Origin of the sequence: Arthrobacter sp. Alg241-R88 (genome assembly GCF_900537115.1) — a bacterium.
In the GTDB taxonomy this organism is placed as follows: domain Bacteria; phylum Actinomycetota; class Actinomycetes; order Actinomycetales; family Micrococcaceae; genus Arthrobacter.
The window spans coordinates 44,927-62,275 of the sequence record NZ_UNRG01000009.1; the positions used below are offsets into that span (position 1 = coordinate 44,927).

General features: G+C 66.0%; 18 protein-coding genes and 1 pseudogene. 5 read left to right on the forward strand and 14 right to left on the reverse strand.

Translation table 11 applies throughout. The features are described 5' to 3' along the window. Positions 1-213 precede the first annotated feature (213 nt). Entirely contained in the window at positions 214-531 is a 318-nt protein-coding gene (locus G6R19_RS20605) for a flavin reductase family protein (RefSeq protein ID WP_346010089.1), read from the forward strand. Continuing rightward, entirely contained in the window at positions 506-1,990 is a 1,485-nt protein-coding gene (locus G6R19_RS16735) for an HNH endonuclease signature motif containing protein (RefSeq protein WP_163167003.1), read from the forward strand. Before G6R19_RS20605 ends, G6R19_RS16735 begins: the two co-directional genes overlap by 26 nt. 133 nt (positions 1,991-2,123) lie before the next feature. On the opposite strand, the pseudogene G6R19_RS16740 reads toward G6R19_RS16735, so the two are convergent. Together G6R19_RS16740 and G6R19_RS16745 are read right to left on the reverse strand one after the other, a co-directional pair. After that, positions 2,124-2,213: pseudogene (locus G6R19_RS16740) on the reverse strand (IclR family transcriptional regulator); the annotation flags it as partial. Positions 2,214-2,328: 115 nt separating this feature from the next. Next, positions 2,329-3,051 (reverse strand): SDR family NAD(P)-dependent oxidoreductase, encoded by a 723-nt coding sequence (locus G6R19_RS16745; RefSeq protein ID WP_163167005.1) that lies wholly within the window; start codon positions 3,049-3,051, stop codon positions 2,329-2,331. Between the two features lie 74 nt (positions 3,052-3,125). Between G6R19_RS16745 and G6R19_RS16750 the strand changes: the two genes are divergently transcribed. Beyond that, a complete protein-coding gene (locus tag G6R19_RS16750; protein ID WP_163167007.1) occupies positions 3,126-3,791 on the forward strand; it encodes a GntR family transcriptional regulator in 666 nt (221 codons plus the stop codon). Continuing rightward, positions 3,788-4,963 (forward strand): MFS transporter, encoded by a 1,176-nt coding sequence (locus G6R19_RS16755; protein ID WP_163167009.1) that lies wholly within the window; start codon positions 3,788-3,790, stop codon positions 4,961-4,963. Before G6R19_RS16750 ends, G6R19_RS16755 begins: the two co-directional genes overlap by 4 nt. Before the next feature lie 18 nt (positions 4,964-4,981). Here the strand turns inward: G6R19_RS16755 and G6R19_RS16760 are convergent, their stop codons facing one another. The 5 genes from G6R19_RS16760 to G6R19_RS16780 form a co-directional block, all read right to left on the reverse strand. Beyond that, positions 4,982-5,554 (reverse strand): MOSC domain-containing protein, encoded by a 573-nt coding sequence (locus G6R19_RS16760; RefSeq protein WP_163167011.1) that lies wholly within the window; start codon positions 5,552-5,554, stop codon positions 4,982-4,984. 104 nt (positions 5,555-5,658) lie between these two features. After that, a complete protein-coding gene (locus tag G6R19_RS16765) occupies positions 5,659-6,096 on the reverse strand; it encodes a VOC family protein (RefSeq protein ID WP_163167013.1) in 438 nt (145 codons plus the stop codon). 2 nt (positions 6,097-6,098) lie between these two features. Next, positions 6,099-8,504, reverse strand: a complete 2,406-nt coding sequence (locus G6R19_RS16770; protein WP_163167015.1) for an excinuclease ABC subunit UvrA — start codon at positions 8,502-8,504, stop codon at positions 6,099-6,101. 35 nt (positions 8,505-8,539) lie between these two features. Next, positions 8,540-8,959 (reverse strand): VOC family protein, encoded by a 420-nt coding sequence (locus tag G6R19_RS16775; RefSeq protein ID WP_163167017.1) that lies wholly within the window; start codon positions 8,957-8,959, stop codon positions 8,540-8,542. Then, the gene (locus tag G6R19_RS16780; protein WP_163167019.1) at positions 8,956-9,405 is read right to left on the reverse strand and encodes a helix-turn-helix transcriptional regulator; all 450 of its coding nucleotides are present in this window, start codon (positions 9,403-9,405) and stop codon (positions 8,956-8,958) included. Before G6R19_RS16780 ends, G6R19_RS16775 begins: the two co-directional genes overlap by 4 nt. A gap of 261 nt (positions 9,406-9,666) precedes the next feature. Between G6R19_RS16780 and G6R19_RS16785 the strand changes: the two genes are divergently transcribed. After that, positions 9,667-10,110 carry a YgjV family protein gene (locus tag G6R19_RS16785; protein ID WP_205484521.1) on the forward strand — a complete coding sequence of 148 codons (444 nt, stop codon included), beginning with the start codon at positions 9,667-9,669 and terminating at the stop codon, positions 10,108-10,110. Between the two features lie 33 nt (positions 10,111-10,143). Here G6R19_RS16785 and G6R19_RS16790 read toward each other — a convergent pair whose 3' ends face one another. The 7 genes from G6R19_RS16790 to G6R19_RS16820 all read right to left on the reverse strand — a co-directional run bounded on the left by G6R19_RS16790 (position 10,144) and on the right by G6R19_RS16820 (position 17,341). Then, positions 10,144-11,133: a 3-hydroxyacyl-CoA dehydrogenase family protein gene (locus G6R19_RS16790; protein ID WP_205484523.1), complete on the reverse strand. Its 990-nt coding sequence runs from the start codon at positions 11,131-11,133 to the stop codon at positions 10,144-10,146. A gap of 2 nt (positions 11,134-11,135) precedes the next feature. Further along, a complete protein-coding gene (locus G6R19_RS16795) occupies positions 11,136-11,621 on the reverse strand; it encodes a ribose-5-phosphate isomerase (RefSeq protein WP_163167021.1) in 486 nt (161 codons plus the stop codon). Continuing rightward, positions 11,618-13,402 carry a dihydroxyacetone kinase subunit DhaL gene (gene dhaL / locus G6R19_RS16800; RefSeq protein ID WP_163167023.1) on the reverse strand — a complete coding sequence of 595 codons (1,785 nt, stop codon included), beginning with the start codon at positions 13,400-13,402 and terminating at the stop codon, positions 11,618-11,620. Before dhaL ends, G6R19_RS16795 begins: the two co-directional genes overlap by 4 nt. Before the next feature lie 67 nt (positions 13,403-13,469). After that, positions 13,470-14,471: a sugar phosphate isomerase/epimerase family protein gene (locus tag G6R19_RS16805; RefSeq protein ID WP_163167025.1), complete on the reverse strand. Its 1,002-nt coding sequence runs from the start codon at positions 14,469-14,471 to the stop codon at positions 13,470-13,472. Positions 14,472-14,473: 2 nt separating this feature from the next. Further along, on the reverse strand, positions 14,474-15,601 hold the full coding sequence (locus G6R19_RS16810) for a Gfo/Idh/MocA family oxidoreductase (protein ID WP_163167027.1): 1,128 nt from the start codon (positions 15,599-15,601) through the stop codon (positions 14,474-14,476). Then, on the reverse strand, positions 15,586-16,284 hold the full coding sequence (locus G6R19_RS16815) for a ThuA domain-containing protein (protein ID WP_163167029.1): 699 nt from the start codon (positions 16,282-16,284) through the stop codon (positions 15,586-15,588). Before G6R19_RS16815 ends, G6R19_RS16810 begins: the two co-directional genes overlap by 16 nt. Positions 16,285-16,336: 52 nt before the next feature. Beyond that, positions 16,337-17,341, reverse strand: coding sequence for a sugar phosphate isomerase/epimerase (locus tag G6R19_RS16820; RefSeq protein WP_163167030.1), 1,005 nt, complete (start codon positions 17,339-17,341; stop codon positions 16,337-16,339). Between the last annotated feature and the right edge of the window lie 8 nt (positions 17,342-17,349).

A 17,349-nucleotide genomic window follows, 5' to 3' on the forward strand; every position in this document is an offset into this window, starting at 1 on the left:
GGCTGTGACCCCGCATCTCACCCCGCAGCGCGTGCGCCACGTCCTAGGCCACTTTGCCTCCGTGCTGACCGTCATCACCGCGGCCACGGACAACGGCCCCGCGGGCTTCACGTGCCAGTCTTTCTCTTCCCTCTCACTGGACCGCCCTGGTCACCTTCAGTCGCGCGCAGCTCCAGCACCTGACCCCAGCTGCGCGAGGCGGGCCGGTTCACCGTGAACATCCTGCCCGCCGAGCACCGGCATCTGGCCGCCCAGTTCTCCCGTTCCGGTACTGACAAGTTCGCCGGCGTGGACTACTCGGCATTACCCCTGGGCAACCCGGTGCTGGACCAGGCGCTCGCCCGGGTGGACTGTGAGTTGCATAAAGAGTACGACGGCGGCGACCACACCATCGTGGTGGGTGATGCTGCGCGGATCGGTTGGGCGCAAATGTCAGACCCTACTCCTAGTCTGAAAGTGTCCGGAAGAGGAGGGGCCGGCATTGGTTCCGCGAAGGAGGGGCAGCATGGAGGTTCAGCCGTTCGTCACTGACGACGAGGCGTGGGTTCCAGCTGTCGAGTTCACGGACCGGGAGGATTCGCTCCTGGCCGGGACGTTGAGCTTTCCGGCTCCTGCCTTCCTGACCGCCGATGGTGCGATCCGCGTGGTCCAGTCCGCTGACAGGCTGATCGCCTGGGCTACGGGCATGAAGCATGGCGCGCTTGCCCGGGTTGAGGAAGCTGTTGTGGAAGAAGCTCCGGTGCGGCAGGAGAACCAGCCGCTACGGTTTGGCGGCGACGAGACCCATGCGCTTGCTGTCACCGAAGTGTCGACTGCCTGTGCCCTCTCGGAGGGCACGGCTGCGCGGTTGCTCAATGATGCGGCGGAGCTGACCACGTCCTATTGGGAGGTCCTTGAAGCCTTGGAGGCCGGCGAAATTTCCGATGCACATGCCCGGATCATTGTCGAACAAGCCCGCTCCCTCCCTGACGGGCATGCTGAAGGGTTTGCATCGATTGCGCTACGGCGCACGCGGACCCGGCGCGGACGCAGGCGCACTCCCGCTGAATTGCGCGCCTGTCTGCGGCGGTTGCGTGAACAGCTTCACCCTGAAAGCCTCGCGGCCCGCAAGGAGGCGGCCCGGCGTGAGCGCGGCGTGTGGTTCAGGGCCGAGCCGGACGGGATGTGCACGCTTTCGGCGTTCCTGACCGCGGAGGTAGGTCTGGCAATCTACAGCGGACTCGATCGTGATGCACGGCTGGCAAGCGCGCGGGCCGCGGAGCTCAGGGAAATTCCGGGGCACAGCGCTGCTACTGTGCCCGGCCCTGCACCTGGAGCCTGCACTGCACCTGGATCCGGCACTGCTGCGGATTCGCCTACGCTGTCGCAGTTTCGAGCCGAGGCGCTGGCCTACCGCTTCTTGGGTGGCGCTCACGGGGTGGAATCCGGGGTGTTGTGCCCTGAGATTGTCGTGACTATTCCGGTCGGACAGCTTAGGGGCGGCACCCCGGATTCCGGTGGCACTGCCGCATCCGCTGAACCTGAACTTGGAACGGCTGAACTCGAAGGTTATGGCCCTCTTGATGCTGCAACGGCCCGGCGTTTGGCGGCCCTGGCGCCTACATGGCACCTGCTCTTCACGGACAGTACCACCGGGCAGGCATTGGGCGTGGGGCGCCGGGCATATCGTCCGCCGAAGGCGCTGCGCCGGTATCTGCAGTGCCGCGACGGGACCTGCCGGTTCCCGGGATGCACCCGCCGGGCCAGCGTCTGCGAGCCCGACCACACCATCGAGTGGCAGGACGGCGGGACTACCGACCCCGGCAACCTGGCAATGCTCTGCCGCAGGCACCACGCGCTGAAGTCCATCGGTGCGTGGAGCTACAGACACTCTTCAACCTCCGGGGACCTTGAGTGGCGTTCACCGCTGGGCAGGAAGTACACCACAGAACCGGCGGACCTCGGAAAAGTCCTGTATCCGCTCCAACAGCCAGAGCCACCGCCGTTTTAGGCACAGCCTATGCAGGCCTCGGACTTGCGCCGCTCCGTTCCGAGGCGGCCGCCTTGCTGGGCCGAAAACGTCCTGGCGAAGGATTTGCTGCGTCGTTGGGAACGCCGCCGAGGACGGTGGGCTGGTAAAAGCTTTAGTAGACGGAGCCCTCGAGTAGCTCGGAGAGCCTGCTCGCCGCATGCCGGAGTTCCGGGACGCCTGCCTTGAGCGTGGCTTCGCTGGCCGGCGGCGCGGGCCCCTGGCGCGCCACATACGTGGCCATAACCAGTGGGGGACGCCTTCATCACGGGACCGGATCACCCGCGAACGCCACCGCGCTCCTGTGAGGGGTAGCCCCGTCAGGCCAGGCGCTCGCCGGTGACAACGGCCAGGTGGTCTAGGAGCGCGTTCTGGAACCGCTCGTCGCGGGCTGCGTGATGCGGCTTCTCGCGGGTCTGGTGAAACCAGTAGCCGCCGCTGGTGAGCGCCGCCGGGTCATCGCTGGTGGCGAGCCACTCCTGGGTCAGGTGGCCGAGGCGCAGGTCATCAGGTGCGCCTGCGCCGCCCATCCGGGTGGGTACCCAGCCGGGATCGACCGCGTTGCTGAGGACGTCCGGCCATAAACGGGCGACGGCGGCTGCCAGGGCTGTGAGGTAGAGCTTGCTGTCCGAGTAGGTCACATTTCCCGTGCCCGCTTCGAGCCTGCTGGGATCGGCGTGTCCACTGCGGTGCATCCCGCTGCTGAGGTAAACCAGCCTCTGCGGGCGGTCGATAAGCGCGGTGAGGAGATACGGGGCCGCAACATTAATACGAAAAATGTCCGGGGTGTGCAGGACTCCCGCGTTGTGGATGACGGCATCCATGCGGCCGATCTCGTTGACGTGCCGGGCGACATCGCGCGTCTGTTCCAGGTCCGCCAGGTCGCCCACCACGGCTTCGGCCCCACGGTCCATTAGATCCTGGACGGCATCCAGCCGGGCGGTGCTCCGTCCATGGACAACAACATGGTGCCCGCTCTCCAGAAGGGTCCGGGCAGTGGCCCGTCCCAGCCCGTCAACGGAGCCGGTGACAAAAACACGCATCCCTACACCTTATCGGTCGGGTCAATCAAACTTGTATACATCTATACAAGTATGATTAATGCCGGAGGTCGAACATGACTGATTTACCGGAACGGAACACCGGCGCACACTTTGTTTACGCGGAACTCAAACGGCAGATCCTCAGCCTTGAGCTGAAGCCGGGGGAGCGGATTTTTGAGCCTGCCATGGCGGCTTCGTTGAGGGTGAGCCGTACGCCGCTGCGCGAGGCCATCAGGCGGCTCATCTCAGAGAACCTCCTGGAGCAGCAGCCCACCGGGGGTGTCCTGGTGCCCAGCCTGGACGAGGCAGTCATTTCAGAGTTGTACGAGGTCCGGGCGGCCATGGAGTCGCTGATGGCACGGAACGCCTGCATTAAGGCCACGCCTTCTGACATCGAAGCGCTCCGAGGCATCCTTGCACGGAACGCTGCAGTGGTGGAATTCGCCGATGACGCCATGCGGCAGGGCATGGCGCTTCACAGCAGGCTCGCGGAGATTGCCGGAAATTCCTGGGCCCGCCGTTTCCATGACCAAGTGTCAAACCACATGGAGCGGTACCGGCACTTCACCAACAGCACCCAGGAACGGCGTGACCAAGCCCTGGCCCAGCACCGGGCATTGGTGGACGCCGTGGTCGCAGGCGATCCGGACAACGCTGCGAAGATAGCTTTCGAGCACGTCATGGGCGCCCGGGACGCCGCGGTGCGTGCCATCTCGGGCAGCGGCCTGGGCATCTCATGATCGGCAAACTTGGACGCCGCACAACAACTTCCCTCCTGGTCCATTCCGCGCTGATCCAGGCCGTGACCTTCCTGGTCCGGCCCGCGGCCACCTACCGTGCGCTTGAACTGGACGTTCCCGGGTTTGCCCTGGGCCTTCTGGCTGCCAGTTATGCTGTTTTTCCCTTGCTGCTCGCCGTCCCGACGGGCGGTCTGGTGGACCGATTGGGTGAGCGCCGCCTGATGGCCATCGGGTCCGCCATCGTTCTTGCCTGTTCTGCTTTCCTCCTGCTGTGGGGCTCGTCAATCGTCACCTTGGTGATCGGAACCGCGCTGTTGGGTGCCGGACAACTCGCATGCGTTGTTGGGCAGCAGGCCGTGGTGGCCAACAACGCTGCCCCAGCCCGCATGGACGCAGCCTTCGGTTACCTGACTTTCGCCGCCTCCCTGGGCCAGGCCCTCGGACCCCTGGCGATCTCTCTCGTCGGTGGTGCCTCCATTCGCCCCGACACGCAGGCGATCTTCTTCCTGTCGACGTGCATGAGCCTGGCACTCTTCGTGACCACGTTTGGTGTGGCAGCACATGTCAGCGGCGCGAAAAGGAAGGCAATTGCAGTTGACGCAAAGACCGGCAACGCACTCTCACTGCTCAGGACCCCTGGCGTCGCCCGCGCATTGGCCACCAGCGCCACCGTGCTTGCCGTGGTGGACCTGACCATGGTGTACCTCCCGGCGCTCGGATCCGAACGCGGGCTCACTGCGGCAACAGTGGGGGCCATGCTCACTGTCCGTGCAGTGTTTTCCATGATTTCGCGGATCCTGCTGGGGCGGGTGTCCCGCACGCTGGGCCGCATGAGGCTCCTGGTGCTGAGCCTCGCACTCTCCACTGTCGCCTTGGCCGTGGCGGCGGTTCCCATGCCGGCTTGGCTGTTGTTTGTTGTGATGGCCGTTCTCGGGCTGGGGCTTGGCATCGGCCAGCCGCTGACCATGTCCTGGCTTTCGGCGCAGGCCCCCGCGGGGCAGCGCGGACGGGCGTTGGCCCTTAGGCTCGCCGGGAACCGGGTGGGCCAGGTGGTCCTGCCGAGTGCCATCGGCGTGGTTGCGGCAGGACTTGGTGCAGGCGGTGTTTTCCTTGCTTCAGCCATGGTGGTGGGCGGGACGCTGCTGCTGCTCCGCGGCGTGGAGTTGGACTAGGGCGTGCAGTTGGACTAGCTACGGCAGCCGGCCGGGCTTCAGCAGCGAAGGCACCCCGGCCTGCTCAGGATCCAGCGGAACAGGGCTGACCAGCACCGCCGGTCCAGTGTGCAGGCTGCCGCTCGAGATTGCCCGGCAGCGGATGCCGCCCCTGCCCCGCATAGCGGCGTGGGCTCCCGGCGCAAGCACCTCGTTCATCCAGGCGCACGGGTGCGCGGGCCGCCCGCCGTGGAACTCCACCACGGAATCCCCGGACTCAAGCGCGAAGTCCTGGCCCAGCAGGGGAGCCAGGTGGGCACCGCGCAGGATCACGTTCCGCCGGGTGGCCAGGGGATCAAACGGCCCGGTCTCCAGTTCCGCGGCCATAGCCTCAAGGGCCTCGACGGCGAACAGGGTCACCGCAGCGTCCATGTGCGCGGCCTTGCCGAAAAACCGGTCACCCACAATGCCCTTGCCCGCCACCACTTCAGCCGTGCCGGCGTCAAGCGTCGGCACGTCCGCAGGGCCGTCCTTCGCCCGCCCAAAATAGGCATGCCCCGGTGACACCAGCAGGTGGAGGATTTCGACATCGTACCGGTAGCGTTCGGCCATACCGCCAGCGTAGTTTGATGTAACGGTCAGTCACGCAGATCGATACTTTTGGGGGAGTAGAAAATGGAACCAATCGCTGTAGACGGCGCCGTTGTTTTCCGGCGTCAGTCCTTCTGCAGTCTCTCGGCGAGCATCACGAGGATTCCGCTGGGGCCGCGGAGGTACGTCAGTTTGTAGACGTCGCCGTAGGTCGCCACGCCGCGCAGCGGATGGCACCCGTGTTTGGCAGCTATCGCAAGGGCTTTGTCGATGTCATCCACCGAGAAGGCCACGCGGTGCATGCCGATGTCGTTGGGCCGGGTCGGGTGCGACTCGATGGCTTCCGGATGGATGTATTCGAAGAGCTCGAGCTGGCCGTGACCGTCCGGGGTCTGGAGCATCGCAATCTTGGCGTGGTTGCCATCAAGCCCCACGGCAGTGTCGGTCCACTCCCCGCTGACAGTGTCACGGCCGATCACTGTCAGGCCGAGATCGGTGAAAAAGGCGATGGCTTCCTCGAGATCGCGAACGGCGATCCCAACGTTTTCCAGTTTGATGGCCATGCTCAAGCACCAACATAGGCCGCAAGATGTTTGCCGGTGAGGGTGGCGGCGCCAGCCACAAGATCGGCGGGCGTGCCCTCGAAAACGATCCGCCCGCCGTCGTGCCCTGCTCCCGGCCCGAGGTCAATGATCCAGTCGGCGTGCGCCATCACGGCCTGGTGGTGCTCAATAACAATCACGGACTTGCCCGAATCAACCAGCCGGTCCAGCAGGCCCAGCAGGTTCTCCACGTCCGCCAGGTGGAGTCCGGTGGTGGGTTCGTCGAGGACGTAAACGTCGCCCTTCTCAGCCATCTGGGTGGCGAGCTTGAGGCGCTGGCGCTCGCCGCCCGAGAGCGTGGTGAGCGGCTGGCCGAGGCTGAGGTAGCCCAGGCCCACGTCTTCGAGCCGCGCAAGGATGGTCCGGGCGGCCGGGGTCTTGGCCTCGCCCTCGGCGAAGAAAGCGGCTGCCTCCGTCACGGACATCGCCAGCACGTCCGCGATGTTCTGGCCTCCCAGCGTGTATTCCAGCACCGAAGCCTGGAAGCGGCGGCCCTCGCAGTCCTCGCACGGTGACTCCACCGTGGCCATCACGCCCAGCTCGGTGAAGATAACGCCGGCACCGTTGCACGTGGGGCAGGCACCCTCCGAGTTCGAACTGAAGAGCGCCGGCTTTACCCCATTGGCCTTCGCGAATGCCTTGCGGATGGGCTCCAGCAGGCCCGTGTAAGTGGCCGGGTTGCTGCGGCGGGACCCGCGGATGGCGCCTTGGTCGATCACCACCACACCGTCGCGCTTTGCAACGGAACCGTGGATGAGGGAGCTTTTGCCCGAGCCGGCCACCCCGGTGACCACCGTGAGGACACCGAGGGGGATGTCGACGTCGACACCCTGCAGGTTGTGCGTCGAGGCGCCGCGGACTTCCATTGCGCCTGAGGCCTTCCGGACTGCAGCCTTCAGGGCCGCCCGGTCTTCCAAGTGCCGGCCGGTGATGGTGTCGCTGCTCCGCAGGCCCTCGACGGTGCCCTCGAAGCAGACCGTTCCGCCTTTGGTGCCGGCCCCGGGACCAAGGTCGACGACGTGGTCGGCGATGGCAATCGTCTCAGGCTTGTGCTCCACCACAAGCACGGTGTTGCCCTTGTCCCGCAGCTGGAGCAGCAGCTGGTTCATCCGCTCGATATCGTGCGGGTGGAGCCCGATGGTGGGTTCATCAAAGACGTACGTGACATCGGTAAGCGAGGACCCGAGGTGCCGGATCATCTTGGTGCGCTGGGCCTCGCCGCCGGACAGCGTGCCGGCCGGCCGGTCAAGGCTGAGGTAGCCCAGCCCGATGTCGGAGAACGAGTCGAGCAGGTGCTGGAGGCCCTTGAGCAGGGGAGCCACCGAGGGGTCCTTGAGGTCGCGCACCCACCCGGCGAGGTCGCTGATCTGCATCTGGCACAGCTCGGCGATGTTCTTGCCCTTGATCTTGGAGGACAGGGCCTGCCGGGTCAGGCGGGTCCCTTCGCAGTCCGGGCAGGTCTGGAACGCGACGGCACGCTCCACGAACCTGCGCACGTGCGGCTGCATCGCCTCGGGGTCCTTGGACAGCATCGACTTCTGGATTTTGGGGATGATGCCCTCGAAGGTCAGGTTGACGCCCTCCACCTTGATCTTGGTGGGCTCGGCGTACAGCATCGTGTCCAGCTGCTTTTTGGTGAATTTGGCGATCGGCTTGTCCATTGGCAGGCCCATGCCTTCGAACAGCCGCCCGTACCAGCCGTCCATGGAGTAGCCCGGGACAATCAGCGCGCCGTCGTTAAGGGACTTTTCGTCGTCGTACAGGGCTGTACGGTCAATATCGCTGACCGAACCCATGCCCTCGCAGCGCGGGCACATGCCGCCGAGGTAAACGGCCTGCTGGACCACGGCTTTTTCCACCCGGCCGTCGCTCTTCTCGGTGGACATCACGCCGCTGGCCTTGCGGGTGGGAACGTTGAAGGAGTACGCCGTGGGCGGACCGACGTAGGGGGTGCCGAGCCGGCTGAAGAGGATGCGCAGCATGGCGTTCGCGTCGGTGGCGGTGCCCACGGTGGAGCGCGGGTTCGCGCCCATTCGCTCCTGGTCCACGATGATCGCCGTCGTCAGGCCTTCCAGGAAGTCCACCTCGGGGCGGGCCAGTGAGGGCATAAAGCCCTGGACGAACGCGCTGTAGGTCTCGTTGATCATGCGCTGCGACTCTGCAGCGATGGTGGCGAACACCAGGGAGCTCTTGCCGGAGCCGGACACACCCGTAAAGACTGTCAGCCGGCGCTTGGGCAGCTCAACGCTGACGTCCTTGAGGTTGTTTTCCCGCGCCCCCTGGACGCGGATCAGGTCGTGGGTGTCGGCGACGTGCAGCCCGTTGGCCAGGGGATCGGTGTTCGTAGCGGTACTGGTGTCCGTGCTCATCGGGTCTCCATCTGTTGGGTTCCAATCCTCCCAGCTCAGGGCTGCTGGTTGATCCGGACGGTGTTGCCTGCGGGGTCGCGGAAGGCGCAGTCGCGGATGCCGTAGGGCTGGTCGACGGGTTCCTGGACCACGTCGGCCCCCGTCGCCTCCACTTTGGCGAACGCGGCGTCCACGTCCGGAGCGGACAGGATGACGGTTGCGAAGGTGCCCTTCGCCATCATTTCCGCGATGGTGCGGCGTTCGTCGTCGGTGATTCCGGGGTCCACCGCCGGCGGGTGCAGGACGATGGAAACGTCGGGCTGGCCAGCCGGGCCCACCGTAATCCAGCGCATGGTGCCGCGGCCTACGTCGTTGCGGACCTCGAAGCCCAGGGCGTCGCGGTAGAACGCCAAGGAGGCGTCGGGATCGGTGTGCGGAAGGAAACTTGAGCTGATGGTGATGTCCATGGCAGTCATGCTAGTTGCGGTTCCGGCGCGGGCGCTTCTCGATTCCTGACCGGTCTGGTGACCTGTTTTGCCACGCACGCCGGGATGCCCGCCGTCGATACCGCCGCTTCCTGTTTATAGACGCTTGGAGGCATCCCCACCAGTTCGGTGAAGCGCGTGCTGAAGGTGCCCAGGGAGGAGCAGCCGACGGCGAAGCATACCTTCGTGACGGAGAGGTCACCGCGGCGCAGTAGCGCCATGGCCCGTTCGATGCGGCGGGTCATGAGGTAGCTGTAGGGCGATTCCTGGTAGGCGAGCCTGAACCTGCGGCTTAGGTGCCCGGCTGACATGTGGACGCCCCGGGCGAGGGATTCGACGTCCAGCGGCTGTGCATACTCCCTGTCGATGCGGTCCTTGACGCGGCGAAGGTCCCGGAGCTCACGCAGGCGCGCATCGGAGAGGGGGCTGGTGGTCACCTTTCAGATGGTGCTACGTGGCACGGGAGTTGTCCATAGGCGGCAGCCTGTGGGCCGGGCGTTCGAGCAGCTCCTGCGCAGAGTATGATTATCCCGCCGACCAACAAATAAGGTCCTCGCCCCGCACGGGCTTGAGTAAACGCTTTGTCCGGCTATGCCTGATTTATCCAGCGATGGCGTCCGGCAAAAACACATCTTCAAACCCACAATGAACGCCGCTGCCCAGCCTCTGGGCGCCGGGCACCACCTTGAAAGGACACCATGGAACTGCTGTGGGAAATCGCCGGCTGGGCCGGCGCGGCGGCGATCCTCAGTGCATATCTGTCAGTTTCCATGGGCTGGTTGAAGGCCGGCCGGGGCTTCCAGACGGCGAACCTGCTCGGCGCCATCGCCTTCATCATCAACGGCACGTTCCACGGAGCGTGGCCCTCCGTGGTCACGAATGTCGCCTGGTTCCTTATTTCCGCCATCGCGCTGATCCGGATGCGTTCGACGGACCAGCCGCCGGCGGCGCCTGTTGAAGCGCCGCCGGTTCAGTTCCCGGGCGTCCCCGACACAACCGGCCAGATCGCGGTTGTTGAGGCCGTTACTGCGGCCGTCCACGGCGACGTCCCGGCACGCGCGGCTGCCTGCCACGCCAGCCTGGGCCATGAAAGCTCCCTGCATTCCGTGCCCATGGCAGCCGGGGTGCACGAAGGGCGCTAACCGGCCTCCTCGCCGCCGGCACTGCCGCGAACTCTATTGCCCGATGGGTGCCGGCCCGAGGTCGTCGAGCAGTTTCTGCATGGCCACGTACGCCTTGTTCCGGTAGGCGATCAGCTCGGGAATCCGCTCGGCCGGGACGTTGAGGAAACCCGCGCCGGTCTTGGTGCCGAGCTTTCCGGCGTCCACCAGGTCACTGAGGATTTTCGGGGTGGCAAACCGCTCCGGGAAATCCTTTTGCAGGGACTTGTAGCAGAAGTTGTACACGTCCAGCCCGGCCATGTCAGCGATGGCGAACGGGCCGAAGAACGGCAGCCGGAACCCGAAGGTGGTGCGAACCAGGGTGTCCACGTCGTCCGCCGTCGCGATGCCCTGCTCCACCAGCTGCGCTGCCTCGTGGAAGAGCGCGTACTGCAGGCGGTTGAGGACAAAGCCGGTGGCGTCCTTGACCACGGCGGTCTGTTTGCCGGCTGCGTGGACCAGCCCGCGGACGGCGCCGATGGTGGCGGCAGACGTACCGGCGTGCGGAATGATCTCGACGCCCGGGATGAAGGGCGACGGGTTGGAAAAGTGCACACCGAGGAACCGTTCCGGGTTGGTGACTGGCCCGGACAGCTCGGCAATGGAGATGGTGGAGGTGTTGGAGCCGATGATGGCGTCAGGCCGGGCGGCGGCACTGATGCGGGCCAGCGTCTGGTGCTTGACGGCGATGACTTCGGGGACCGCTTCCTCGATGAAGTCCGCGTCCGCGACGGCTTCCTCGATGTCCTTGGCGGCCCAGAGGTTCTGTTTCAGGATCTCGGTGGCTCCTGCGGGAAACAGCCCGTCGGCCACGAACTGGTCAGACTCCACCAGGAGGCGGTCGTAATTGGTCCGGGCCACCTCTGCAGACACGTCGGAGAGGGCCACGTGGGCTCCGCCCAGCGCCAGGACCTGGGCGATCCCGCCGCCCATGTAGCCGGAGCCGACGATGGCGATTTTTAGGGCGCCACTGGCGGCGGCCGCGTTGGATGCTGGTTCGGTCATGGTCAGACTGCCTTCGTTGATTCGGGTTCGTAGGAGCAGATGGCGTCCACCTTGGCGGCGGAGGCTGAGTTTTCGTCGAAGCGGTAGTCGAGCCATTCGCCCACCAGCTTTTTGGCCAGTTCCAGGCCGATGACGCGTTGGCCCATAGTGAGTACCTGCGCGTTGTTGCTCAGCACGGACCGTTCAACGGAGTAGCCGTCGTGGGCGGTGACGGCGCGGATCCCCGGGACCTTGTTGGCCGCTATGGCCACGCCCAGCCCGGTGCCGCAAATCAGCAGGGCACGGTCAGCCCCGCCGTCGGCCACTTTGCGTGCGGCATCGACGGCCACGTGCGGGTAGGCGGTGGTGTCGCCGGCACCGACACCTACGTCCAGCACGGACGCGACGCGGTTGTCCGCTTCCAGCAGGGCCTTCAGCGCTTCCTTGTATTCGACGCCCGCCTCGTCGTTGCCAATCACGATGCGCCATCCTGGTGCTGCGCCGCTCATGCGCGTGCTCCGTGTCCGGCCAGCCGGGAATCCGCCACCCGGGGATCGGGCAGGGGCTGCTCCAAAAAATCGAGGTAGTCAGAAACCCGGGTCGCGATCAGGGCAAAGGAAACCGCTCCGGGGTCCGGGTGGCCCAGGCTTTTCTCGGCCAGCGGCCGGGCGCGCCCCTTCAGCGGGCGCAGGGATACGGTGGCGTCGGCTGCCTGGCGGGCGGCGGTGACCGCGGCGGCCAACGCCCCGGTCACGGATGCCCCGGCGTCGAGCGCGGCCAGGAAGGCGTCCCGGAAGGGAAGCAGCGCGTCCACCATGGTCTTATCGCCCGGTTCCGCTTTGCCCAGGGTGGTGACGGCGTCCGCGAATGCGGTCACGGCCGCCGCCGCGTCCTCGCAGCGGTACGAGTCCTTGTTGCCGAGGCTCCGTCCGGCGGCCGCCAGGGCGGATCCCCACAACGCCCCGGACGTTCCTCCCGCGCGTTCGCTCCACGCTTCCCCGGCCGCGGTGAGCACCCGCTGAACGGACGCCCCGTCTGACGAGGCATCCCGGGCTGCCGCCGCCGCGGCGTCCACGCCCCGGCGCATGCCGATGCCGTGGTCGCCGTCGCCGGCGATCGCGTCCAGCCTGCCCAGTTCCGTCTCATGTTCGACGACGGCGTCCTGCATCTGGGCGAGCACCGCGGCTGCCAGCCGGCCCAGGTCAGCCGCTGCCGCCGTCGTGCCTTCCACTTCAGCGGCAGCAACATCCTCCGGAACAGCCAGTTGGACCCGTGTCCGGCGTTCCCGTCCGGCCATGTTCCCCTTGCGGAATCCGGGGGTATCGGCCGGGGCAGACCAGTAGCGCTCCAGTTCCTCGTCCAGCCACAGCAGCGTCAGGGACAGGCCGGACATGTCCAGGCTGGTGACCAGCTCGCCGCACTCCGGCTCCACGATGGTCAGGCCTGCAGCGGTGAGGAGCTTCTCCACCTTGCCGAACAGCAGGAACAGTTCCTCGTACTTGACCCTGCCCAGGCCGTTGAGGATGGCCACCACACGGTTTCCGGCATCATCCGGTTTGTCTTTGAGCAGCGGGGAGACGAGCAGTTCCGCAAGTTCGGAAGCCGTGGGCAGGGGGTGTTCGGAGATCCCGGGTTCCCCATGGATGCCCAGGCCCAGCGACATCTGGCCGGCCGGAACCTGGAACAGCGGCTCGGCAGCGCCCGGCAGCGTGCAGCCGTCAAAGGCAACACCGAGGGAACGCGTGCGGTAGTTGGCGCGGACGGCGAGCCGTTCGACGGCGTCCAGGTCCAGCCCCGCTTCGGCGGCCGCGCCGGCGATCTTGAAGACCGTGAGGTCACCGGCAATGCCGCGGCGTTTTTCGATCTGGTCCAGTGGGGCACTGGCGATGTCATCCGCAACAAGGACGGTCCGGGTGTCGATGCCTTCGGCGTTCAGCCGCTGCTGTGCTTCGCCGAAATGGATCACATCCCCGGCGTAGTTGCCGTAACTGAACAGCACGCCGCCACCGGCGTTGGCAGCCTTCGCCACCCGGTAGGCCTGCCCGGCAGACGGCGACGTGAAGATGTTGCCGCACACCGCACCTGTTGCCAGGCCAGGCCCCACCAGGCCGGCGAAGGCCGGGTAGTGCCCGGAACCGCCGCCCACCACCACAGCCACCTGGCCGGCAGGCACTTCGGTGGAGCGGACCACGCCGCCGTCCACCCGGGCAACATAGCCGCGGTTGGCCGCCACCAGGCCGTCCAATGCCTCCTCCGCAAAGTCTGCGGGGTCGTCGAAGATTTGGGTCATGGTTTCCTCATTGAATCCTTGGTTGGGAAGGCCGGGCTTGCGGCCGTTGAGCATTTACGCGGGTTGGTTACACCGGGGCGAGTTTCGCCGCCGGCTGTTGCCGCCCCTGGGCCACCTGGCTTGTGCCCAGCGCGTAGCCGTCTGCCTTGGGGAGCACATGCCGGCGGAGGTAGTCCTGGTTGCTTGCCGCCACGCTCAGGCCGTCTCCGCCGTAGTGCTCGGTGCAGAGGATGCCCTGGAAACCGACGGACAAAGCCAGTTTGAAGGCCTCGCGGTAATTGATGAGGCCGCTTTCCATGGGTGCCGGCATGGTCACGTACATATCGCGGGCCACGTCCTCGTCCCGGAAGTAGTTCTTCAGGTGCCAGTAGTTGGAGAACGGCAGGGTCTTGGCCACCAGCTCCCGCCAGTCCTCCACCGGCCGGTGCAGCCGGATCAGGTTGCCGAGATCCGGGTTAAGCCCGACGTTTGGGAGTCCAATGTCCTGGACAAGGTTCACGGATGAGTTCGCGGTGCCCAGGTACGTGTCCTCATACATCTCGAGCGAAAGCAGGACCCCCACCTCGGCAGCGTGCCGGCCAAGGTCACGGATCCGGCTTACTGCCTTGCCCCAGGTTTCCCTGTCATCCACCGGGTCCTTGTGGCCTTCCACTGTCCAGAACCACAGCTGCTTTTGCTGCTCCGGCGTGATGGCCTGGTGGAGGCCGATGGACACCACCTCGCAACCCAGCTCCGCCGCCGCGTCAATGGTCCGGTGGCTGTACGCAAGGTTGGCTTCCCAGTTGGCCTCGTCTATGACGCTGCGGCGGATGGCGGAAATGGCTGGAATACCGATCCCAACTTCCGCCGCCGCCTGCTTGAACTCCGCGAGGCGGTCCCGTCTGAGGTCGCCGGGACGGACCCAGCTGTCCGTCAGGTCTGCATTCGCGAACCCGGCTTCCTTGACCTCGGTGAACGCTTCCGCCCACGCCGACGGATCGGCGTCATTGATGTGCGTTCCCGCGGCGTTGGTGCCCGGAAACGGCAGCATGGCGGCGGCGATGGGCCAGTTTTCCGCTGTGTAGGCCATGGCTAGGAAACAGCTTCCTGGGTCTGGAGCACGTCCGCACGCTCGGCCAGGACCGTTAACTCCACGGTGTCCGGCCGTTCGACCGTGCTGGTGATGCGCACGGGTGAACCGCTGTGCGCTGATTCGAGGACTGACTCCATAACGTCCAGAACGTGGTAGGCCAGGGTACCTCCCGCCCGGGGCTCGGCGCCCTGTGGGGTGGAGGCGAGGTCGGCGATGCCGAAGCCGCGTCCGGAGTCCACGTATCCCGCGGACACCGGGAGGGTTTCCCAGCCGTCGGCGCCCAGGGAGAACAGCTGGACTTCGCCATCAAAGTGGTTCGGGTCCGGCACCACCAGCGATCCGCGTTCACCGTGGATTTCGATGTTCGGCGATTTGGACTTTACGGCGTCGAAGCTCATCAAAAGGGTGGAAAGCGCACCCGAGGCGTGGGTCAGGACGCCGGTGACGTGCGAGTCGATGGCAACGGGCACCTTTTCGCCCTGCCGGGGCCCGGAGCCGATGGTTCGTTCATTGCGGGTGTGGCTCGCTGCGCCCATCACCGAGACGACCGGGCCCAGCAGGGTTACCAGGGCGGTCACGTAATAGGGGCCCATGTCCAAGAGGGGGCCGCCCCCGGGCTGATAGTAGAAATCCGGATTTGGGTGCCAGCGCTCGTGCCCTGGTGTCACCATGGTGGCGGAGGCGGAAATGGGGGCGCCGATCAGCCCGTCGTCGATGGCTTTGCGGGCGGTTTGGATGCCGGTTCCAAGTACCGTGTCAGGCGCACATCCAACGACGACGCCTGCCTGGCGCGCTGCGTCCAGCACCTCGCGTGCCTCGGCAGTTGTTGCGGCGAGGGGTTTCTCGCCGTACACGCTTTTGCCTGCGGCGATGGCCTTCAGCGCTACCTCGGCGTGCGCGGCGGGGATGGTCAAATTCAGGACCAGTTCGACGTCGTCCGCGGCGAGGAGCTCCTCGACGGAAACGGCACGGACACCCTCGTATTGCTCCGCTACCGCCCGGGCCCGCGACGGGTCCAGGTCCGCTACCGCTACAAGCTCGATGTCCCCGAGCTTCCGGAAACTCGCCAGGTACTGCGCGATGATGGCTCCGCAGCCGACAATTCCTACTTTCAACGGCTTGCCCACAGCAGGCCCCTTTCGATGATGGTGCGGACGTTGGCGTCCTGGAGGATTTCGACGCGGTGGCCCGGGGTGGCGACGAAGATGCGCCCTTTGCCCCATTGGCGGGTCCAGATGGCGGGGGAGGTGACTTCCCGGTTCCAGGGATCCCACTCCCGGACCTTCTGGGTGGTGGTGGCCAGGACGTCGATGTAGTCGTCCGAGAGCACCCAGTACTGTTCGGTGACGAGGTCGAAGTCGGGAAGGCCCTTGGTGACGGGGTGCTCGGCGGCTGCGGGCAGCATGTTCACGGTGTAGGGCACGTAGTTGTCGGACTGTTCACCGGTGCGTTCGTCCGGGTGCTTGCCTGGATGGCAGGCGAACTGGCCGCCGATCAGGTGCAGGTAGTCCGAGTTGTTCCGGTACGAGTCCGCGATCCCGCCGTGCCAGCCTGCCAGGCCCGTGCCGTTTTCCACGGCTGTCCGCAACCCCGCGAACTCATCCTTTTCGATGGTGCTCATGGTCATGCACTGCAGGATCAGGTCCACCCCGGCCATGTAGTCGGCGTCGGCATACACCTTGGGGGATTCCTCGACGCGGACGTCGTAGCCGTTGTCCTGGAGGTAGGGAATGAAGAGTTCGGTGGCTTCGTAGGGCTGGTGGCCGTCCCAGCCGCCACGGACCACCAGGGCGTTCTTGCGTTCTGTCATTGTGGGTTCCTTTGGTTGGTTGACCGGCGCGTCAGGGCCGGCCAGAGTCGGGTCAGCGGCTGGCGAAGGCTGCGTCGAAGGCAGCAGCCGGCGGGGCGATCCGGGCGAGTTCGCGGACCATGGCCAGTGCCTGCCGTGCGCCGACGAGCCGGTCCATGCCTGCGTCCTCCCACTCGATGCTGGTGGGCCCGCTGTAGCCGATGGCGTTCAGGCTCCTGAAGATGCGGTTCCACTGAACGTCGCCGTGCCCCGCGGTGACGAAGTCCCAGCCGCGGCGCGGATCAGCCCAGGCCAGGTGGGAGCCAAGGCGGCCATTGCGGCCGTCCAACTGGCGGACCGATTCCTTCACATGCACGTGGAGGATGTGTTCTGCGAAGTCCTGCAGGAACATCACCGGGTCCAGGTCCTGCCAGATGAAGTGGGACGGGTCGAAGTTCAGCCCGAAGCTCTTGCGGTGCCCGATGGCTTCCAGGGTGCGCTTGGCGGTCCAGTAGTCATAGGCGATTTCGGACGGGTGCACCTCGAGGGCGAAGCGGACACCCACCTCGTCAAAGACGTCCAGGATGGGGTTCCAGCGGTCCGCAAAGTCCTGGTAGCCGGCGTCGATCATCGACTCCGGGGCGGGCGGGAACATCGCCACGGCCTTCCAGATAGAGGACCCCGTGAACCCTGTGACGGTCTTGACGCCGAGGCGGGCAGCAGCCCGTGCCGTGTCCTTCATGGATTCGGCGGCCCGCTGGCGGACCCCCTCGGGATCGCCGTCGCCCCAGATTTCCGGGGACAGGATGCCCTGGTGGCGTTCATCAATGGGATCGTCACACACAGCCTGGCCGGTGAGGTGGTTGGCAATGGCGAAGACCTTCAAATGGTTCTTCTCCAGGATGTCCAGCCGGCCCTGGAGGTAGCTGTCGTCTTCCGCGGCACGGCGCGGGTCCAGGTGGTCGCCCCAGCAGGCAATCTCAAGCCCGTCAAAGCCCCACTCACCGGCGAGCTGCGCCACCTCCTCAAAGGGCAGGTCGGCCCACTGGCCGGTAAACAGCGTAATTGGTCGTGTCATGGGGGTTC